At 39.2% G+C, this 21,243-nt stretch carries 17 protein-coding genes; 9 read left to right on the forward strand and 8 right to left on the reverse strand.

The genetic code is table 11. The features are described 5' to 3' along the window. Nucleotides 1-2 precede the first annotated feature (2 nt). Nucleotides 3-401, reverse strand: a complete 399-nt coding sequence (locus AC1RJ8_RS03370; RefSeq protein WP_492952527.1) for a winged helix-turn-helix transcriptional regulator — start codon at nt 399-401, stop codon at nt 3-5. A gap of 103 nt (nt 402-504) precedes the next feature. Continuing rightward, the gene (locus AC1RJ8_RS03375) at nt 505-699 is read right to left on the reverse strand and encodes a hypothetical protein (protein WP_492952528.1); all 195 of its coding nucleotides are present in this window, start codon (nt 697-699) and stop codon (nt 505-507) included. Between the two features lie 147 nt (nt 700-846). Here AC1RJ8_RS03375 and AC1RJ8_RS03380 point away from each other — a divergent pair, with 147 nt between their 5' ends. Further along, nucleotides 847-1,725, forward strand: a complete 879-nt coding sequence (locus AC1RJ8_RS03380; RefSeq protein ID WP_492952529.1) for an oxidoreductase — start codon at nt 847-849, stop codon at nt 1,723-1,725. A gap of 138 nt (nt 1,726-1,863) precedes the next feature. Further along, on the forward strand, nt 1,864-2,667 hold the full coding sequence (locus tag AC1RJ8_RS03385; protein WP_492952530.1) for a helix-turn-helix domain-containing protein: 804 nt from the start codon (nt 1,864-1,866) through the stop codon (nt 2,665-2,667). A 176-nt stretch (nt 2,668-2,843) separates the two neighbouring features. On the opposite strand, the gene AC1RJ8_RS03390 is transcribed toward AC1RJ8_RS03385, so the two are convergent. The 5 genes from AC1RJ8_RS03390 to AC1RJ8_RS03410 all read right to left on the reverse strand — a co-directional run bounded on the left by AC1RJ8_RS03390 (nt 2,844) and on the right by AC1RJ8_RS03410 (nt 6,338). Beyond that, complete coding sequence (locus AC1RJ8_RS03390) at nt 2,844-3,068, reverse strand: CDGSH iron-sulfur domain-containing protein (RefSeq protein WP_057931468.1); 225 nt, start codon at nt 3,066-3,068, stop codon at nt 2,844-2,846. 84 nt (nt 3,069-3,152) lie between these two features. Continuing rightward, nucleotides 3,153-3,836, reverse strand: a complete 684-nt coding sequence (locus AC1RJ8_RS03395) for a GNAT family N-acetyltransferase (protein ID WP_492952531.1) — start codon at nt 3,834-3,836, stop codon at nt 3,153-3,155. Nucleotides 3,837-3,894: 58 nt separating this feature from the next. Then, on the reverse strand, nt 3,895-4,161 hold the full coding sequence (locus tag AC1RJ8_RS03400; RefSeq protein WP_492952532.1) for a MafI family immunity protein: 267 nt from the start codon (nt 4,159-4,161) through the stop codon (nt 3,895-3,897). A 38-nt stretch (nt 4,162-4,199) separates the two neighbouring features. Then, nucleotides 4,200-4,982 (reverse strand): alpha/beta fold hydrolase, encoded by a 783-nt coding sequence (locus AC1RJ8_RS03405; protein WP_492952533.1) that lies wholly within the window; start codon nt 4,980-4,982, stop codon nt 4,200-4,202. Between the two features lie 102 nt (nt 4,983-5,084). Further along, entirely contained in the window at nt 5,085-6,338 is a 1,254-nt protein-coding gene (locus tag AC1RJ8_RS03410) for an ROK family protein (RefSeq protein WP_492952534.1), read from the reverse strand. A 230-nt stretch (nt 6,339-6,568) separates the two neighbouring features. Here AC1RJ8_RS03410 and AC1RJ8_RS03415 point away from each other — a divergent pair, with 230 nt between their 5' ends. Genes AC1RJ8_RS03415 through AC1RJ8_RS03430 form a run of 4 tightly spaced genes read left to right on the forward strand, consistent with a single transcriptional unit; the run spans nt 6,569 to nt 13,929 of the window. Beyond that, nucleotides 6,569-7,855 (forward strand): Gfo/Idh/MocA family oxidoreductase, encoded by a 1,287-nt coding sequence (locus AC1RJ8_RS03415; RefSeq protein ID WP_492952535.1) that lies wholly within the window; start codon nt 6,569-6,571, stop codon nt 7,853-7,855. Between the two features lie 23 nt (nt 7,856-7,878). Further along, nucleotides 7,879-11,355, forward strand: coding sequence for a DUF1080 domain-containing protein (locus tag AC1RJ8_RS03420; RefSeq protein ID WP_492952536.1), 3,477 nt, complete (start codon nt 7,879-7,881; stop codon nt 11,353-11,355). Between the two features lie 22 nt (nt 11,356-11,377). Beyond that, nucleotides 11,378-12,835 (forward strand): Gfo/Idh/MocA family protein, encoded by a 1,458-nt coding sequence (locus AC1RJ8_RS03425; protein ID WP_492952537.1) that lies wholly within the window; start codon nt 11,378-11,380, stop codon nt 12,833-12,835. Between the two features lie 8 nt (nt 12,836-12,843). Then, nucleotides 12,844-13,929: a Gfo/Idh/MocA family protein gene (locus tag AC1RJ8_RS03430; protein WP_492952538.1), complete on the forward strand. Its 1,086-nt coding sequence runs from the start codon at nt 12,844-12,846 to the stop codon at nt 13,927-13,929. Between the two features lie 171 nt (nt 13,930-14,100). Here AC1RJ8_RS03430 and AC1RJ8_RS03435 read toward each other — a convergent pair whose 3' ends face one another. Beyond that, nucleotides 14,101-14,541 (reverse strand): SRPBCC domain-containing protein, encoded by a 441-nt coding sequence (locus AC1RJ8_RS03435; RefSeq protein WP_492952539.1) that lies wholly within the window; start codon nt 14,539-14,541, stop codon nt 14,101-14,103. Nucleotides 14,542-14,698: 157 nt separating this feature from the next. Between AC1RJ8_RS03435 and AC1RJ8_RS03440 the strand changes: the two genes are divergently transcribed. From AC1RJ8_RS03440 to AC1RJ8_RS03450, 3 genes are all read left to right on the forward strand, one after another. Beyond that, a complete protein-coding gene (locus tag AC1RJ8_RS03440; protein ID WP_492952540.1) occupies nt 14,699-18,427 on the forward strand; it encodes a tetratricopeptide repeat protein in 3,729 nt (1,242 codons plus the stop codon). 778 nt (nt 18,428-19,205) lie between these two features. Then, complete coding sequence (locus AC1RJ8_RS03445) at nt 19,206-19,823, forward strand: TetR/AcrR family transcriptional regulator (RefSeq protein ID WP_492952541.1); 618 nt, start codon at nt 19,206-19,208, stop codon at nt 19,821-19,823. A gap of 69 nt (nt 19,824-19,892) precedes the next feature. Further along, nucleotides 19,893-21,230, forward strand: coding sequence for a TolC family protein (locus tag AC1RJ8_RS03450; RefSeq protein ID WP_492952542.1), 1,338 nt, complete (start codon nt 19,893-19,895; stop codon nt 21,228-21,230). The last annotated feature ends 13 nt before the right edge of the window (nt 21,231-21,243 follow it).

A 21,243-nucleotide genomic window follows, 5' to 3' on the forward strand; every position in this document is an offset into this window, starting at 1 on the left:
GCCTAAATCGGGGTCGCCATTGCTGCTTCAACCAATTCGGTTTTTCTGTTTTTAACCAACCGTTCGCGATGTTTTAATCCCCAATCCCTTAATTCATCAATTACCCTTTCAAGCGATTCGCTATAAAGGGTAAGTTCGTAAGTTACGGTAACCGGAGTGGTAGAAAATACTTTCCGGATCACAAATTCATTTAATTCTAAATCTTTAAGTTCTTTCGATAATATTTTGGGCGTAATTTCTCCAAGTGATTTTTGAATCTCATTAAAACGCAGTGGTCCTTCTTGCAAAGAAATAATCAGCGGAAGCTTCCACTTACCATTTAACACATAGAGCGCATCCTTTACCGCATTTAAACTTGCCGTACAGGTTTCTAGATTACGGTGTTCTTTTCTTGGTCCCATAGTACAAAGGTATAAGCTTTCGTAAAGGATACCACTATCCTTTGGGATACTAGTATCTTTTAGATAGTTAGCCGTCCAAGTTTTACCGCAGTATAACAAACGGCTACTTTTTCCATCCTTTCTTCATCTTCTTATAAGCCTTTTTACTGATGGTTGATTTCTTCTTCGATCTCGATTTTTTTTTCTTTTTTCGGGCATTAATATTGTTTACCAATGAATTTTTAACACCGAGTTTATTCTTTTTTCCACTTTCTTTCTTCTTTTTTTTATTTTTCCCTTTTTTCTTTTCTTTCGCCATAGTTTATGTATTACTGATTAAATAACAGCAGATGGTGCTTAAAAGTTCTGGCAAGCCAATTGAGCTTTTTAACAAAGTAAATTGAGCCTTGAAGCAAAACTTTACCTTGATTATCAACCTACCTTTGATTCTATAAAATTTAGAAAAATGAAAAAAGTATGGTTTATAACAGGTAGCTCCCGTGGATTGGGACGTGACCTAACAGCACAAGTATTGGCAAAAGGCGATTTAGTTGCGGCAACAGCAAGAAATACAGCAGCCTTAAAAGATTTTGTAGAAAAATACCCTGATCAGATTTTTCCGATCACTTTAGACGTTACCGATTACGATCAGGTGTATTTAGCAGTAGAATCGGCTGTGGCACATTTTGGTAAAATAGATGTTTTGGTTAACAATGCCGGTTTTGGTATTGTTGGTGCAGCAGAAGCTTTTACTGAAGAACAGGTGCGCAGTCAGTTGGAAACAAATTTATATGCACCGATCGAAATTACGAGAGCTGTATTGCCATTTATGCGTAAACAACGTTCGGGTAGAATTCTTCAAATCAGCTCGATAGGCGGGCGGGTAGGTAATGCCGGAGTAAGCATTTACCAGGCTGCAAAGTTTGGGTTGAGCGGCTTTAGTGAAGCCCTGGCAAAAGAAGTAGCAGATTTAGGAATTTATGTAACCAGTGTAGAACCTGGCGGTTTTCGTACCGATTGGGCTGGTGCCTCAATGTCATATGCACCTCATGTTGAAGGGTATGAATCTACCGTAGAAAAACGCTCAGATTTTTTCCAAAGTGGTAACTTTATACCGATGGGCGATCCGCAAAAAGCAGCGAAAGCCATGCTGGCACTGGTAGAGAGCCCTGAACCACCGGTACATTTGGTATTTGGAAGTGAAGCCATTGGAATGCTTAAACATGCCGATGCTACCAGAACTGCCGAAATGGAGAAATGGATGGAGGTAAGTTTATCAACAGATCACGATGAGGCAGAGAATTTTTTAACAACGGATCTGGGTAAATCTTTTACTAAAAAATAGTTTCATTAATCCTCCAGCTTTCATAAGTATATTAACCACAGATGCACACAGATAAACACAGATTTTAGCAGTGCATATTTTATCTGTGTGCATCCTTTTTATCTGTGGTTAAATGTTAAATCCATAAATTTGATTAAGATGCCAAATCAAGAGAAACGTCCCAAGATTCTGTATTCCTGCTATGCGCAAAAAAGCAGTGAGGGCGAACAGTTTATTCCCTATCATTCGCTAGGACTGGTTATTGCGGGTACATCAGAAATTTTTATCGGAGGAGAGAAATTCGTGTTTTCGGATGGCGATTTTCGTTTTTTCAGGCGAAATCAATTGGCCCGGTATACCAAATACCCACCAGCAGGAGGAGAGTTTAAGTCGGTTAGCATTAACATTGATCAGGATATTCTGCATAGTATCAGCAATGAATATGATCTGCATATGCAAAAACCGAATCACGATATTAAAGGCCTGGCGTTAGAAGCCAATGGCCTTTTGAAGAATTATATCGATTCGATATGGCCGTATTTAGACGGAAATAATGAATTTAACCAGGCTTTGATCGATTTAAAAGTTAAAGAAGCGGTAATGATTTTATTGCAGACCAATCCAATATTAAAAGATGTGCTTTTCGATTTTTCCGAACCTGGAAAAATTGATCTCGAAGCCTACATGAATGCCAATTATAAGTTCAATGTAGATATTAACCGTTTTGCTTATTTAACGGGAAGAAGTTTGGCCACATTTAAAAGAGATTTTGAGAAGATCTTTAACCTTTCGCCCAATCGCTGGCTGCAGAAAAAACGCTTGAACGATGCCTATTATCTCTTAACCGAAAAAGGCTGGAAATCATCAGATGTGTACCTCGAAGTCGGGTTTAAAGACCTGTCACACTTCTCCTTCGCTTTTAAAAAAGCTTATGGCATGGCGCCATCAAGGGTAGGTGTTTAATTTATGCTGCTTTCAAAATATAAAAGAGGTTATATCATAAAGGTGATTTTACCTCAGATGCTGCCATGTTGAGCTTGTCGAAACACCTTAAGGAGCAACTTAAAAGGCCCTTCTACAAGCTCAGGATGACAAATCTATATTTATGATATAACCTCTTTAAAAATTTAATTTCGTTATTAAACCTTTTTTGGAGGAAGATCAAAGGCTATTGCTTCATGCTCAAAATGGCCGTTATGTGCACCATCGCAAAAAGGCTTGTTTTTTGATAAACCACAACGGCAGATCGAAAGTACTTCTCTGCCCTGTAAGCCATAAATATTCCCGTTTCTATCTACAATTTCGAAATCGCCCTCAATTTTAACAGAGCCGTTATTGTTAATGGTAAGTTTTGTTTTAGACATGTATATGTTAGTTTAGTGCAAAACTAAAGCATTGAAGTGGTAATTTCTGAACGGTTTTCTATTTAGAAACATTCTCTCCTTGGTTTAAGCCTCTTTTTTAATGACATAGGCAATCATATCAGTCCTGATCTCGAAACCTAATTTATGATAAAGTTTAATGGCCCCTTCATTATCACTTCTAACATGTAAAAACGGTATTTCCGAACGGAGTAATATTCTTTTAATCTGTTCTTGTAAAATCTTAAATGCATAACCTTTGCCTAAGTGATCAGGATGGGTGCAAACCGCACTTATTTCACGGTAAGGGCTGGGATGGAACCGGTGTCCGGCCATAGCAGCCAGTCTACCATCAACAAATATGCCTGTGTAATTACTAAGATTGATCGTTTTTGCTAGAAAAGGCCCTGGTTTAGTTAACTCCACAAGATCGATCATTTCTGCAACATGTTCCAGATCAAGGTCTGCTATCCCAGTTGCATCTACGGTTGGCATTTCCTTGCCGCGGAAAATAAATTGAAACATATCGATATGGGTTAGCAACTTCCACTGTGCAGGTATTTCGACAGGTAATTTAGAGAAAAACACGAAAAGACTTTCTGCTGGACTGATCTGATAAAGGGTGTTTAGATTCTCCTGCGAATTATCTTTTAAGCCTGCAAATGCGGTGATATCTTCATGATAATATTTTACCTCATCATGGCCTTTTGCAATATGGCTATGTCCAGATGTTAAGGCATAATAAATTGGATTATCCAATACGTGTTCCATCTGGTAAAGATATTAAATGGTATTTTATCTAAAGGAGTTAAGTCTTGACTCCTAATTTCTAAGAAATTTCAGTCTTTATGCGAACTAAATCTTTCATAAACAGATAATCATCTTCGGAAAGGCTGAGGTCTTTAGCAACTTTCGAAATTAGCATATATATCTTATGGTCAATTTCTATATCGTACTCATACAATTGTGTTATAACTGTGTCGTAACATAGGCCATATTCATGGTTAATTAAAAAATCACTTGCATAGTCTAGATCACGCTGAGGTAAACCTAGTATTTTAGCCTCTTCAATTAATATTGCTAATTTCTTTTTCATATAGCTGCGTTAATTTTTATGCAGATTAGCTTAAGACATTAATTATTTAAGAAAGTTTCCACCAAATGTACCGTAATCTCAATTGTTTTGTTGCTTACATTCGGATTCAGGTTTTCGCCAATCATAGCGCCATGCACACCAGGTAAAATAACCAGTTGCGCATTTGCAATCAATGCCGACATTTTAACCACATGTTCGGGCTTGATCACATCTTTATCTGCTACCATTAAAAGCGCATCGGAAGTAATTCCGCTCAGGTCATCATCGCTCAGATCCGTAAAATCGAGCATGCGCTGTTTGTCCTTTTCGAACATCGTTTGCAGTGCGTTTTGATCTGGATTTACTGCTAAAAAAGCGGCTTTAAGTGGCTCCGGCATATGGTCGATGGTTGCATCTCCAAAACCATTATAAAAGCCATCAATTAAACCTTCGCGTTGGTAATTGGCTGAAATGACAATGATTTTATTCACCACAGCCGGATGGTGTGCTGCAATATGCAAAGTTGTTGTTCCGCCGTTGCTGAAACCTAGAAAATTGGCTCTTGTTATTTTTAGCTGATGTAATAAAGTGATCACATCTTTCGCATCCTGCTCAAAAGATTCTGCCTGGTCACGGTCGCTTGTACGTCCGTGAGCCTGAAGTTCAACAGCTATAACCCGACCGGATTTTGCCAAAAGCGGAATAAGCCTACCAAACGTAGACTGAATGGTAGAGCCGCCACCATGTATTAATACCAGTGGAATTTCTCCTTCACCGTAAATTTCGTAATACATATTGATGCCGTTTATCTTTTCGTGGCCTGCTTTTTTATATGTTTCCATCAGTCTTGGTTTTTAATATTTGCTGTACAAATCTAATTAAGCTATAGGAAAAAGAGGTGCACATAACAGACAAGTTTAGGGCTTTTTGGGCCAGTTAATGCCCTACTTCTTCAGTTTTTTTGCCTTTCTGATAAAAGCTTCCAGAAATTGATCAATGCCACTTGCTGCGTAGCCGAGTAACCTGGAGTTTTCGCCCAGTTCGGAAGAAACTATCGTTGTTTTTTCTCTAATTTGAGTCATACAATAGGTATTTATTGCCTGTTGCATGGGTAATGTGATGTATTGTTTAGCTCCGGCAATTTTGCCGCTTAAAATAATCAGTTCAGGGTTGAATAACTGGATTAGGACCGCTATTCCTTTGCCCATATGAGTGCCAACATTGGAGAGTAGTTGAATGGCATATTGATCACCTTTATTTGCTGCCTTAATAATCAGGGCAGGCTCAATTCTCTCCAGTTCTTCATTCGAGAGGTTAGTAAGCATAGAATTTTTGCCCAATAAAATACCTTCTTTTGCCATTTCTGACAGCGCGTTTCCAGATGCAACGGTTTCGAGGCAGCCGTGTTTTCCGCAGTAACAGAGTGCGCCATTCTCTACAAAAGGCATATGGCCCAGTTCGCCCGAGAAACCGCAGGTGCCCTGCCTCAATTTTCCGTCCATGATGATGCCCAAGCCCACGCCCCAATCCATTAACAATACGAGTACATTTTTTTTGCCCTTAGCCATTCCGTGCGTAAATTCTGCCATTGATGAGCCATTCACATCATTTTGGATCACCACAGGTATATTCAGCATTTTTTCAAATGCGGCACTTAAAGGAATATTTTCATCATCGTTTAAGAAATAACTGTAGTTTTCTCCCTTTTCAGCATCAATTAAACCAGGCATGCCAACACTACAGCCAATAAACTGCCTGTTTTTAATGCCTGCCGATTTTAAGATATCCTGAAGGTGGGTATGTAGGATATTGAAAAAATCAGTCCTGCTTTTTGAGATCGGCGCTGAAATGGTTTTAACATCCAGCACAAAATTATAGTTGTTATCAATGATGGCTATTTTAGTATGAAATAATTCAATGTCGATACAGAGAATCAGGATCTTTTTATCTTTTAAACGATAAAGGTCGGGTTTTCGCCCACCAATAGATAAGCCATATCCCTTCTTTTCAACCCAACCCTCATCAATCAGGCCAGTCAGAAGTTTTAGAATGCTCGGCGTGCTCATTTCCATGATCCCGCATAAAGTAGATACCGAAGATGCACCTAAATTAAAAAGGTATTTAATGAGCTTGTGTTTTTGGATCGATTGCTTGTCGTTGGTGTCTGATGTTAGGTTATTTAATAGATTAAGATTCATGTTATTGATTGCACTATTTCGATAAATATAGATAACTTCTATTAAAAATTTATTAAAGTTTTTTTAATTCGTAAAGAAATCAACGATGTTTTGTCTTTATAATAATTTCTTATTAACATTAACCTTGTAATTTTAATCTAACCAGATCAATAAACCGTACGTTCCGGCATCCTAATGCTTTTGGAACCAAACTATTATCGTATAAGTTTTTTTACAACACCGATAAACAAATGAAAACTAAAGAAGAACCACAAAAAGAACAGCGCACCAGACGCGATTTTATCAAAAAATCTGCAATTGGCCTGGCAGCATTTACTATTGTACCAAGATATGTATTGGGCGGACAAGGATATCTTGCCCCAAGCGATAAGTTAACCAAAGCCGTAATAGGTGTTGGGGGGATGGGTAGAGGCCATTTTGGCTACGAGGGCACCCAGGTAGTAGCTATATGTGATGTTGATCAGAACCACCTTAAGCAAGCTGCGGCAATGTTAGATAAAGGTGTAAAAACATTTAGTGATTATAGAGAACTTATACAATTACCTGAGGTAGATATTGTACACATTGCCACCCCGCCACACTGGCATGGTATAATGGCTGTAGATGCTGCAAATGCAGGAAAAGATATCTGGTGCGAAAAACCAATGACCCACACCATAGGCGAAGGAAAAAGAGTAGTAGAGGCGGTAAAACAGCATGGTAGGATGTTTAGGCTAAATACCTGGTTTAGGTTTAAAGATACTTTTTACGGAATGGGTACAACTGTAAAACCGATTAAAAAATTGGTAGATAGCGGTATGTTGGGTTGGCCATTAAAAGTAACCGTAAGTAAACATACCGGCTACGACTGGAAATTTTATTGGGTGGGCAAAGACCATTTAGAGACTCAGCCTGTACCACCGGAATTAGATTATAATGCATGGTTAGGCCCTGCACCATATAAACCTTACAATGCACACCGTGTTCACCAAACTTTTAGGGGTTATTGGGACTATGATGGTGGTGGATTAAGCGATATGGGGCAACACTATATCGACCCGATACAATACTTTTTAGGTAAGGATGATACCAACCCAATTTCGGTAGAGGTTGATGCCCCACAACAACATACCGATGCAGTAGGCATTTGGCGCAGGATTACCTATACTTATGCCGATGGCTGCCAGATTATTTTAGATGGGGAAGGTAAAGATACCAATGTGCCCTATATAGAAGGGCCAAAAGGTAAACTGTATCCGGGCTTTAAATCAGATATTCCTGATCTGGAACGTAAACTGGCGCAATTCCCTGATCCTGATCCGGAGATTGTAGAATTTTCGGAATCGGTAAGGACGAGGAAAAAATTCGCTTTAAATGAAGAGAACGGACACCGTTCATGCAACATTGTAAATATTGGTTTGGCTGCCCTAAGATTGGGAAGATCGTTAAAGTTCGACCCGGTTAAGCAAGAATTCGTAGATGATGAGGCTGCTAACAGATTAATTAATCCCGTAATGCGTGCACCATTTTCTATTTAAAACATCCCAAAATACAAACCATCATGAACAAAAAAATATTATTGGTGCTGTTAGCCATTCTAATGCTTTCAAATGCATTATTAACGGTAAGGGCCCTGGCTCAAGATAAAAAAGACGAGAGAACTACAACCACACGTATTGCCGATTTATTGGCGCAGTTACCAGCCAGAGACGCTGCGCAACTAGAACGCAATATGAAAGAAGTTGCCGATTTAGGGGAGGGGGGTTACGTAACCTTAATTAGTGGTTTAACCGCTTCAGCAAAAGGAAACAACGCCCTTATTGAGTATGCAGTAGGTGGTTTTACCGCCTATGCAACCAAAACTGGTCAACAGAATTTAAGGAACATGGCCATCAGTGCCTATTGCAAATCGCTGGCTAAACTATCCGATAAACAGAATAAAGCATTTATCATCAGTCAGTTCGATTTAGTAGGAAATGATGCTGCGGTATCTTGTTTAACAGATTACCTGGCTGACGAGCAATTGGCAGATGAAGCATCGAGAGCACTAGCCAAGATTGGTACTGCCTCTGCTACAAATGCATTGGTTAGCGGTTTAAGTAAAGCAAATGGCAAAGCAAAAATTGCCATTGTAGAAGCATTGGGCCATACTAATACTAAAGCAGCAGCAACAGCTATTGCACCATTGGCTACCGGAGCAGACAAAACATTAACCAAAGCTAGTTTGTATGCCTTAGCCAATATTGGCGATGCATCTGCTAAAGAAATTTTGGTAAAAGCAGCTGAACAGGCAGGCTATAAATACGACCAAACCAATGCCGTTGCCGCTTTATTGGTGTATGCACAAAAAAACGTAGCAACAGATAAAACCGGAGTAGAAACAATAGCGAAAACAATACTAGAAAAAGCAACGGCCGATGATCAGGTAAATGAGCGTACTGCGGCCTTAAAACTACTTTCGGCAACACAGACTGATCAACAGGCTTTGTTAGCTGCAATGACCGATAAGCAGTTCGAATTTCGTGCGGCTGCGGTTAAATTCGCTGCTGATGGCGTAAATGACACTAATAGTGCAGCCTGGGTAAGCCAGTTAAAAAAGGTTGATGCCCCAACTCAGGTTTCTATTTTAGACATGCTGGGCAATAGCAAAGCAAAATCTGCCTTGCCAGCCGTACTCAAACTCATTAGAAGCGACGATGAGCAGGTGAAACTGGCTGCAATTAACGCCGCTGTAAAACTTGGACAGGAAGCGGTTATAGACGACTTGTTAAAGTTAATGGGCAAAGGAGATGCAGCCAGTATTACGGGTATTTCTAATGGTATACTAAGAATAAAAGGCGAAAGTGTAGCCACTAAAGTTGGTGCTTATCTTCCGAAAGCTAAACCAGAAGTACAGGTTGCCTTAATTAATATTTTAGCTGCACGCGCTGCAACAAGCCAAATAGAAGTTATTTATGCGGCATTAAACAGTAAAAAACCTGAAGTACGAAAAGCAGCATTCCTTTCATTACAACATGTTGCTACAGCAGAAAATAAAGCACAATTATTTGATCTTTTAAACAAAACAACCGATGCCGGCGAACTTACTGCTGTACAAGATGCCATTATTGCTTCGGTAAAAGGATCAGCGGATAAAGAAGCACAAACCAATGCCATTCTTCAGCAAATGAACAATACACCGGCTGATAAGAAATTGTTGTTTTATAAGGTACTGGGCAGTTTAGGTGGCCAACAATCTTTGAAATCTGTGTCAGAAGCGTATGCTACAGGCGATGACGCTACCAAAAAAGCTGCAATTGAAGCACTTTCCTCATGGTCGGATGCAGGCTCAACAGATGCATTGATCAGTATTGCACGTACCACCACCAATCCAGACTTTTTGAACCAGGCGATTGTGGGTTATTTAACTTTAGTAAGAAATACAAAGTATACGGCTGAGCAACGTTTACTACTATTGCGCAACGCGATGGCAGTGGCTAAAACACCAGCACAACAACAGCAGATTCTTAAAGATACCGAACAGGCCAAATGCTTTAATGCGATTGTATTTGCAGGCCAGTATTTAGATAATGCTACTTTACAACAGGCTGCAGCAAACGCGGTGATGAATATTACTATGGCAGGAACTTACAATGGCGACATTGTAAAGGGCCTGTTAAATAAAACCATTGCCGTAATTACCGGAGGCGATGCCGGTTATCAGAAAGAGGGTATGCGTAAGTATATTTCTGAAATGAAAGCTGGCGAAGGCTTTGTTCAGGTTTTTAACGGCAAAGATTTATCCGGTTGGAAAGGGCTTGTGGCCGATCCGATCAAAAGATCAAAAATGGATGAAAAAACTTTGGCCGAAGCGCAAATAAAAGCTGATGCCGAAGCAAAGGAAAGCTGGAAAGTAATCAACGGCGAACTACAGTTTCAAAGTCATGGCAATAACCTTGCTACCGTTAAAAAATATGGCGATTTTGAAATGCTGGTAGACTGGAAAATCATCGACGATAAAAAAGGAGAAGGCGATGCTGGTATTTACCTGCGCGGTACGCCACAGGTGCAGATCTGGGATCTTGCCCGTACAAAAGTTGGTGCCCAGGTAGGCTCTGGTGGTTTGTATAACAATCAAACGAACGAAAGTAAGCCGCTTAAAGTAGCCGATAACAAGTTGGATGAGTGGAATACCTTCAGAATCTTAATGAAAGGCGACCGTGTTACCGTTTATCTGAACGGGCAGTTGGTGACCGATAATGTGATTTTAGAAAATTATTGGGACAGAAGTTTGCCGATTTTCGCAGAAGAGCAGATCGAATTGCAGGCGCACGGATCGCCAGTAGCTTATCGCGATATCTATATCAAAGAAATTCCCCGTCCAAAACCTTTTGAGCTAAGTGCACAAGAGAAAAAAGAAGGTTATAAAGTATTGTTCGATGGTACCAATATGCACAGCTGGACAGGTAATACTACCGATTATGTTATCGAAGATGGAAACATCGCTATCCGACCAAAACCAGGTAAAGGATCTGGTGGTAACTTATTCACCAAAGAAGAATTCAGCGATTTTGTTTACCGTTTCGAATTTCAGCTCACTCCAGGTGCAAACAACGGTTTAGGAATCAGAGCGCCTTTAGAAGGTGATGCCGCTTACGTGGGTATGGAACTGCAGATACTGGATAATGATGCGCCGATTTATAAGGACCTGAAAGCGTACCAGTACCATGGTTCAGTTTACGGCACTATTGCTGCAAAAAGAGGGTTTTTAAAGCCTACCGGAGAGTGGAACTATGAAGAAGTAATTGCCAATGGATCGAAGATCAAAGTAATTTTAAACGGCACCGTAATTTTAGATGGCGATATCGAACCATTTAAGAAAAACGGTACACCAGATCATAAAGAACACCCGGGTTTATTACGTGAAAGTGGACATATCGGCTTTTTAGGTCATGGTTCTCCTGTTCAGTTCCGCAACATCAGGATTAAAGACCTGAGCAAGAAAGCGACAGCTCAAAAAGAAACTGATACAAAGTCACAGGTAAAAAGAAATAAGTAAATTTAGCATTATAAAAGGTTAAATGATGATAGAAGATAAGGCAAATTCGAAAACTGAAAATTCGAGAAGAAACTTTATTAAAACAACAGCGCTTGCTGCCGCTGGATTTATGATTGTACCCCGCCATGTGTTGGGTGGGCAAGGTTTTCTGGCGCCAAGCGATCGTTTGCAATTGGCCGGAATAGGTGCGGGTGGAAAAGGAGAGGGCGATATTGCCAGTATTGTTAGGGGAGGAAAAACAGATGTTGCTTTTTTATGCGATGTAGACGATAGAAGAGCTGCAAATTCTCTAAAAAACTTCCCAAAGGCAAAATATTACAAAGACTACCGTGAGTTATTAGATAAGGAAGGTAAAAACATTGATGCCGTAACGGTATCTACACCCGATCATACCCATGCACAAATTGCCATGGCAGCCATGCAATTGGGCAAACACGTGTATGTGCAAAAGCCTTTAACGCACGATATTTACGAAGCCAGGATGTTAACCGAAGCTGCAAGCCGCTATAAAGTGGTTACGCAGATGGGTAATCAGGGTGCTTCGGGCGATGGTGTAAGAAGACTTCAGGAATGGTACGATGCAGGCAGGATAGGTAAAGTTCATACGGTTTACTGCTGGACTAATAGACCAGTATGGCCACAAGGAATTTCGTGGCCAAGCGGGAAAGCCGAAATACCAAAAGAACTCGATTGGGATTTGTGGTTAGGCAGTGCTCCATACAAAGAATATGTAAATAAATTGGTTCCCTTCAACTGGAGGGGATGGTGGGATTATGGTACCGGTGCCATTGGCGATATGGGCTGCCACTTGGTAGAGCCTCCTGTTAGGGTGTTAGGCCTCGATACCCCAATTAGCGTTGAATGCAGTGTAGGTAGTGTATATGTTGATGAATTTAAGCGTGCCTACTTACCAGAAAGCTGTCCGCCATCAAGCCATGTAATTTTAACCTTTGCCAAAACACCAAAAACCAAACACGAGGTTCAGGTGCATTGGATGGATGGAGGCATTAAACCAGAGCGTCCGGAAGAGTTGGGACCTAATGAAAGTTTCGGCGATAACGGTGTGCTTTTTATCGGCACAAAAGGTAAAATGATCTGCGAAACCTATGGCAAAAATCCAAAGTTATTGCCTCTGTCGCGCAATGAATCAGATAGAACGAAAATCACTATTCCGCGTATCGCTAATCAGGAAGAAGGGCATTATACGCAGTTTGCCGAAGCCGCGATTGCTGGTTACGGGAAAATGGAGCTGAGTTCGCCCTTTGAAATTGCCGGACCACTTACCGAAACTTTATTGATAGCCAATTTGGCCATTAGAGGAACAGATGTGCAGCGCAGAGATGCAGCAGGTAAAATCACTTACCCAGGCAGAGATATCAAAATGCTTTGGGACAAAGTAAATATGAAGGTGACCAATTTTGACGAGGTAAATCAATTTGTGAAACGCGAATACCGCAAAGGCTGGACATTGGGTGTTTAAGAATTAGTATGTCGACAAGAAATAAGAATTTAAAGGTATTAGTAGTAGGCTGTGGTAATATGGGTGCGTCCCATGCCACAGCTTATCACACCTTACCCGGTTTTGAAATTTGCGGATTGGTTTCTACCGGTAAAAGCAAAGAAAAACTTAACGAAAAATTAGGCGGACAATATAATCTGTATACTGATTTTTACGAAGCACTTGAAATAACCAAACCCGATGCTGTGTGCATTTCTACTTATCCCGATACGCACGAAGCTTATGCCATAAAATCTTTCGAAAGCGGTTGCCATGTGTTTATCGAAAAGCCATTGGCAGATAGTGTAGCAGGCGCTATAAAGGTGGCAGAAGCGGCTAAAAAAGCGAATAAAAAATTATTGGTGGGTTATATCCTCCGCTATCATCCTTCATGGGAGAAATTTACAGCGCTCGCTCAGGAAATGGGAAAACCTTTGGTAATGCGCATGAACCTGAATCAACAGAGTCATGGCCCCAAATGGACGGTACACCGTAACCTGATGAAAAGTTTAAGCCCCATTGTCGATTGTGCCGTGCATTATATCGATATTATGTGCCAAATGACCCGATCGAAGCCTGTACAGGTGAGTGCTATTGGAGCCAGGCTTACTGACGATATCCCGGAATGGAATTACAATTACGGGCAGCTGCAGATCCGTTTCGAAGATGGTTCTATTGGTTGGTACGAAGCTGGCTGGGGCCCGATGGTGAGCGATAATGCTTTTTTTATTAAAGATGTTTTTGGCCCAAAAGGATCAGTATCTATCACAGCTAAAAAAGCAGGTGCAGCCGGGAACTCCGATAATATTGATGCGCATACCAAAACAGAATCGATTAAAATACATCATGCCGATTTAGATGCCAATGATGAATTCAGCAAAGCTGATGAATGGGTGGATTTAACCGATGAACCCGATCATCAGGAACTGTGCAACCGCGAGCAACGTTATTTTCTAAAAGCCATTACCGAAGATATCGATTTAACCGATGCTACAGAAGATGCGATAAACAGCTTGAGGATTGCTTTTGCCTGCGATGAATCGGTAAAAACCGGTGAAATGATCCGCCTGGAATAAAATTCTTGCACTATTTCTATTTCTGCGATCGTCCTACTGAATTTGTTTTATTAGCAGTTTTTATTGTTTTAAAGGCCTAATAGCTACTTCGTGGTCAGCATCTATGTAGATAGTGAATTCAGAAATAGAACATCTTATGGAAAGACTTGGTTAGTTTTTAGGGGACCTAACCTAATCGGTTGATAGTTCAAAAAGGTATTCTCCAAGTCTTTCCATATTTTCCTTTAACCCATCTTCCGCTTTATGCACTTTAACTATTGTTTCGCGCATCTCAGGAGTGTCGAATAACATCGTCCAGTTTATCTGGGTTTCTTCATCCTTGGCCTCAAAAAGAACTGTAGTGAAAAAATGTGGGTTGAAGTGTTCGAATACAATTTTTTCAAGTGGAATAATCTCTTTAAAAATGCTGCGGTTGGCATAGTCTTTACCATCAGGTCCATGTAAGGTGAGCTTCCATTCACCACCTGCCTGCAAATCCATTTTATGGATGGGGGCACTAAATCCTTTTGGTCCCCACCAGTTTTTAAGGTGCTCGGGTTTGGTCCAAACGTCCCAAAGCAATTGCATATTTGCTTTAAAAGTTCCCTTAATCTGCATCGATCTGTTCTTCATTTTTTTCTATCGCAGTTTAATTCTATTTTTTAGTCTGATTATCTAAGTTAGAAAATATTACCTGCACATTAAACGCCGTAAATGAGTGAGGTTTTTCTTACTTATTTTTAATCTAAATTGCTTTGATTCAGATTTGTTTTTTTTCTATAATTACAAAATGAAATTTAAACTATTAATTCTCTCAATTCTTGTTTCTTCGTCTATTCAGGCACAAACAAATTTGAACCCAGGTTGGGAATATTTTTTCAAAAACAACCGCACAGCGGCACGCGATTTTTTTACCAAGGCAGCACTTAAGCCTGCATTTTCAGATGAAGCAAATGTTGCGCTCTATATGATGACTGAAATGGACCGGCCGGCCAAAGAAGGTTTTAACTATTTAAATAAATTATCCAATACCTCCAAAAACCCACAACCATACCTTGTTGCGCTTTGGAGCGATTTGCCCAATAACGCTTCGAGGATAAAAACGGCCGACCAGTTGGAGTTTTATAAAAAACTGGCCACTAGAAAAGATGTTGACGGTACCATTAATGCATTGGCCTACGCGTCGTTAGGTTCGCATTTCGAAGAGAAAAAACAATACACTGAAGCTGATCAGTATTTCAGTAAGATTGGCGAAATCGAAAATTGGTTAATCACAGGCGAGTATGAGAACATTTCGACCAGTGGTTTCGATAAACAGTACGATGATGTTTTAGCCCACCCAGAACTTAATTATGTTTTTACAGGGAAAAAGAACCGAAAATTTAGCTGGAGAACGGTACCTTATGTACGGCACGATAAATGGTTTGATTTTACTTATTATAACACCTACGAAAATGCATTACAATTTGCCCAAACATTTGTTAATGCACCCGCAAGTACAACGGCACAGTTAAGAATCGGTGTATCCGGATCGGTAAAGGTTTGGGTAAACGATCAGCTTTTAATCAGCGAATCTGAAGAAAGAAACAACGACCTTGATGCATACATTGTACCAATTAAGTTAAATCAAGGCTATAACCGTGTTTTGGTGCAGATAGGCGAAAGCTATGCAGGTAGATCAAATTTTATGCTGCGCTTAACAGATGCCAACGGAATGCCATTAAACAATCTTTCTACTACAAGTACGCCGCAGGCCTATTCAAAAGAGACGAGTCCGGCTCCTGCTCAGCTAAAACCAGTTGGGTTTAAATATTTCGAAGATGCCCTTAAAGCAAAACCGCAGAGCTATTTAAATCAGTTAATGATGGCTAAGCTTTATTTGCGTTTAGGAAATGTGTTCGATGCAAGGTTGATCCTGGAAAAACTTAAAAAACGTTTTCCTGAAAGTACCTATCTCAACCTGATGATGATAGAACTGTTTGTTAAAGCCGATAATAGAACAGGAATTGAAACCCTCAGGGAAGAAATTAAAACACACGATCCGGAATGTTCTTTAGCTTTAGAACTTGTATACACGGAGCACTTTCAACAGAATGATTATGTGCGTGCAAAGGAAGTTCTTGCTAAACTGGAGAAAATTTATGGCGAGAATGAAACGGTGTTGATGAAAAAACTGAATATACTCGGCCAGGAGAAAAAACAACCTGAAATTATAGACCTGGTTGAGAAAATTTATCCACAATATTTGAATTCAGCAGACATTGTCAATTTAAAATACCTGATCGAAGTGCAGATTAGAAAGAACCCTAAGGCGATTGATATTTTGCAGAAATACATTGATGAAAATAACGATTATAAGGCTGCTAAATATGTAGCGAAGCTGCATTTGGATAAAGGAGAAACCGATGCAGGTATAGATATTTACAAAAAGGAATTGCAGAACGATCCGATCGGATTTTCCATCTACACCGACCTTGCAGGTATTTACTATCAGTTGCAACAATATGATGAGGCAGAAAAATTATATTTAAAAGTACTCGAGATCGATCCTAACAATGCATTTGTGTATTCTCAGTTGGGTACGCTGTATAATGCAAATAAACAGAAAGAGAAAAGTATTAAGGCATACGAAAGGAGTTTACAGATCGATCCAAATAATTACACTGTTATCCAGTTATTAAGAACACTTCAGGATAAAAAAGCGGTATTTGATTATTTCGATAAACCTGATGTTAAAGTGATGGTTAACAAGGCGCCATCCAAAACAGAATATCCCGATGGGCAGGTTGTGGTTTTGAACAATGAGGTACAGAAAGTTGTTTATGAAAACGGTGGATCAGAAGAGAAACACTATTTTACTGCAAAAATACTCACCCAAAAAGGGCTTGAAAGTTTTAAAGAATATGTTATTCCTTACAACAGTGACCAGAATTATGCGGTAGAAATTGCTGAGGTAATAAAAAGCAATGGAACAAAAGTGCCTGCCGAAGCCAATAACAGTGAGCTGGTATTTACAAACCTCGAAATTGGCGATGTGATTAATATCCGCTATAAAATCGAAAATTTTCATGTTGGGGCAATGTCTACCCACTTCTGGGATTCTTTCTATTTTAGCGATGGTTTGGATAATCTTAACATTAAATATTCATTGTTAATCCATCGCGATAAAGCTTTCAAATATGTTTTTTCACAGCAGGACATTGCACCAGTTAAAACGGCTAAGGATGAGTTTGACCTGTATGTATGGGAAAAGAATAAACAGGAAGCCTTAAGGTATGAGGATAAAATGCCTCCAATGGATGATGTTACCAATATGCTGTATTTATCATCTATCCCCGACTGGAAATTTATTGCAGATTGGTACGACAATATTGCATCGGCTAAAGCGCGGAGCAGTTATGAAATAAAAACAGTAGTAAATGATTTGTTTGCTGGTAAAAGTAATTTAGATGATTTAACTAAAATCAAGATGATTTATAATTACATCATTACCAACATCGCATACAGCTCTGTATCGTTTAGGCAAAGTGGTATTATTCCTCAAAATCCATCAACAGTTATTAATACAAGAATTGGCGACTGTAAAGATGTATCTACGCTTTTTGTGAGTATGTGCAAAGAAGCTGGAATTACAGCAACACTGGCTTTGGTAAACACCAGAGATCGTGGGCAAAATACACTGTTGCTACCTAGTATCGAATTTAATCACTGTATTGCCAAATCTACAATAGGAGGGAAAGATTATTGGGTAGAGCTTACTTCGGGAACATTGCCTTTTAATACTTTCAGTAATACTTTCCTGGGGTCTAATATTCTCGAAATTAATAAAACAGGCACAGCTTTAACCAAATTTAATCCTGGTATAAGAGGAAGAAATATGATGGGCTACAAAACCGAGGTTAAGCTTGAAAATGCCGATATGACGGTTAAGGAAACCAATTGGAATACCGGATCGATGTCTAGTTATATCAGAAGTGTTTTTAACGATTTGAGCAGTGCAGATCAAATCAAGAAAATGAAGGAAGACCTGACTGGCATTTACCCAGAAAACGAAATTTATAACCTTAGTTTTACTAACCTCAATACTTCGAAAGCTACATCAGATACGGTGGGCACAGCCTGTTCATATAAATTGCTTAATGTAAGCAAAAGTGTAGCGGGCATGTCGATATTTTCTATTCCGTGGTCAAACAAATCGTATGCAACAGCCTTGCAAGTGGTTTCGCCCCGGAAATTTGGTATCGATCTTACCCAGTTATTTGGTGTTGATGAGTCTAATCAGGAATTATCATTAGAGCTTCCAATCGGAAAAGCTATGGTTCAGCCTTTTAAAGCGGTTCAACTAAGCAATGATTTTGTCGATTTTAAACTAGAGAGTGTACAACAAGGAAATAAACTCGTTTTAAAGCGGAGTTTTGCATTAAAGAAAGATTATGTTCCTTTAGATAAGATCGACCAGTTTAAGGCTTTTTATAAAGAAATGGCTGAGGCTGATGATCAGCAACTGGCTATGAAGTAAGAACAACTTAGAGAGCTTGTATCATAAACGTATTTTATCCTTAGATTTTTGTCATGTTGAGCTTGTCGAAACACATAAAATTATATTTAACTAAGTCCTTCGACAGGCTCAGGATGACAAATCTATATTTATGATACAAGCGCTTAATTATTGAAGAGCAGCCAGATCCTTAGACACTACGGTTTATAAAACTTATTGAGTTAGTGAATTATTGAAGGGTAAGACGTTCACCTTATCAATAATTTTTACTTAAATAATTTTCAGTAAAAACACAAAACCCGCTAACAATTCATTTGTTAGCGGGTTTTCGTAGCCCTAACGGGAAATTCTTTGAACCGCTTTTTAATTTTTTAGACCTTTTGGAAAAATTACTCCAGAGATCTATATCCAGAAAATCAAGTCGTTTTTGACTTTGGATTGGCAAGGATATAAACATTTATGAATTATTAATTTCATGATTGTCAATTTTTGATCTCACAAAAGTAGATCCACTTAATACCTGTGTTTTAACCGAAAAGAGGAACGTCTGACAAGAAATGACATTAAAATAGATTGGAGTAAAATCCGTTCAAATTTTATCCAAGGTCCGGTCTGCCTGACAAAACGCTTGAATCAAATTCCCTAAAATTATTACCTTAAAACTTTCCGCTTATTTGGGCTGAAAATGAAGAATGTTGGCTGATATAGGTTCACTAATGATAAAATTTCAAAAATAAAAATCAATTTATTTGGAAAAGTGAACGATGTTCATTTTATTTGTGCTCAAATTTATTCAACAATGAGTAGCGCAGACCGCAAAGCAAGAGAAAAAGAAGAACTGAAAGCCCTGATACTAAAAGAATCAATGAAGTTGTTTGTTGAAAAAGGTGTTAACCAGACAACCATCCGCAATATTGCTGATGCAATTGATTACAGTATCGGCACTGTTTATATTTATTTCAAGGATAAGAATGCCATCCTCCATGCCCTGCACACGCAGTGCTTTACCGAACTGGGAGGGCAATTCAGGGTACTATATAATGTAAAAGATCCGATGGAGCGGCTAAAAGCCATGGGGCAGCTTTATATTCAGTATGCAATGGAGAATCCCGATAAATATGACCTGATGTTCAGTTTAAAGGCGCCAATGGAGTTTCTGAATGATATGCAGGAAAAAGAGTGGGAAGAGGGAACCGCTAACTTCGAGGTATTACGAACAACAGTGCAGGAATGTATTAGTGCTGGCCATTTCGAAGGGCATAAACTGGAGCCGCTGTCTTTTCTGATATGGGGTTGTGTGCATGGCATGTGTAGCCTGGAAATAGGGGGGCGTACAAAAAATGTGAGTATTAAAAACCCTGAAAACATAGTAACAGAGGCATATGATGAGTTTTTGAAAATTATAAGTAAGCTATAAATTTTTTTACCCCTTTTATGAACATTGTTCATTAAGTTTATTATGTTCAATAATTTAAAATAAAATAAGATGAAAAAAATACTCACGCTATTTTTATTGTTATTGGTTGGCAGCGCTTATGCGCAAACACACCTGGATCAGTATATCCGCACGGGTCTCAGCAGTAATGAAACAATCCGCCAGCAGCAATTTTTACTTGATAAAAGCCTGTGGGCTTTGAAAGAAGCTAAATCGTTATTCCTCCCCAATGTTGAGTTTAATGGAAGCTATACCCTTGCAGGTGGCGGACGCACAGTGGATATTCCGGTGGGAGATTTAATGAATCCAGTTTACAAAACGCTTAACCAACTGACAGGCACCAATAATTTTCCGCAAATACAAAACCAAAGTGTACTGCTGAACCCCAATCATTTTTATGATGTAAAACTACATACCACTTTTCCGGTCATCAATGCAGAAATAGCTTACAATAAAAAAATAAAAACCCAGCAGTATGATTTGCAAAAGATAGAAATAGCCATTTACAAGCGGGAACTTGCAAAAGAAATCAAAATCGCTTATTATAATTATTTACAGGTAACAACAGCCATCGGGATTTATGAAAATGCCCTTGCACTTGTAAAAGAAAATGAAAGGATAAACACTTCTCTTTTTAATAATCAAAAAGTAAACCGCACGGCAGTTGCAAGGAGCAATAATGAAGTAATAAAAATTACTGCGCAACTGAATACAGCCATGATAAACCGTGCTAATGCCAGAGATTTTTTTAATTTCTTAATCAACCAACCGCTGACCACTCCCGTACTTATTGATTCAATAACTAATATTCCTGACCCACAGGTTGCAGATAATACTGCTATCAATAAAAGAGAAGAATTATTAAAGTTAAATACAGCAGCCGCAATCAATAAGAACCTTATTGGTCTTGCAAACTCCTACAAAATACCAAAACTTAATTCCTTTCTTGATGTAGGGTCACAGGCTTTTGACTTTAAAGTAAATGATAAATCGCCTTATTATTTTTTCGGGATCTCACTTGGTTTCGATATTTTTTCTGGAGGTAAAAATAAATACAGAGTAAACCAGGCGAAGGCAGATGCTAAAGCGATTGAATCGCAGATAAGTAATACCGAGCAGCAGCTGAAATTACAGGTTAGTATTGCTGCCAATTCATTTAGTACTGCTCTTATCAATTACAATGCTGCTGTTTCACAAGTGGCTTCCTCTGAAAAATATTATAAGGATGAATTGCGGCTGTACAAAGAAGGCATTGCACTTTACATAGAGCTGCTGGATGCACAAAACCAACTGGTATCTGCCCAACTGCAGGTAAATATTTCACTTTACGACACATTGAAAAAGCAGGCAGAAATAGAACGCGCCAATGCAAGTTTCATCATTCAATAAATAAATATCAAAC

This window comes from Pedobacter sp. GW822-FHT03F06 (assembly GCF_058801365.1).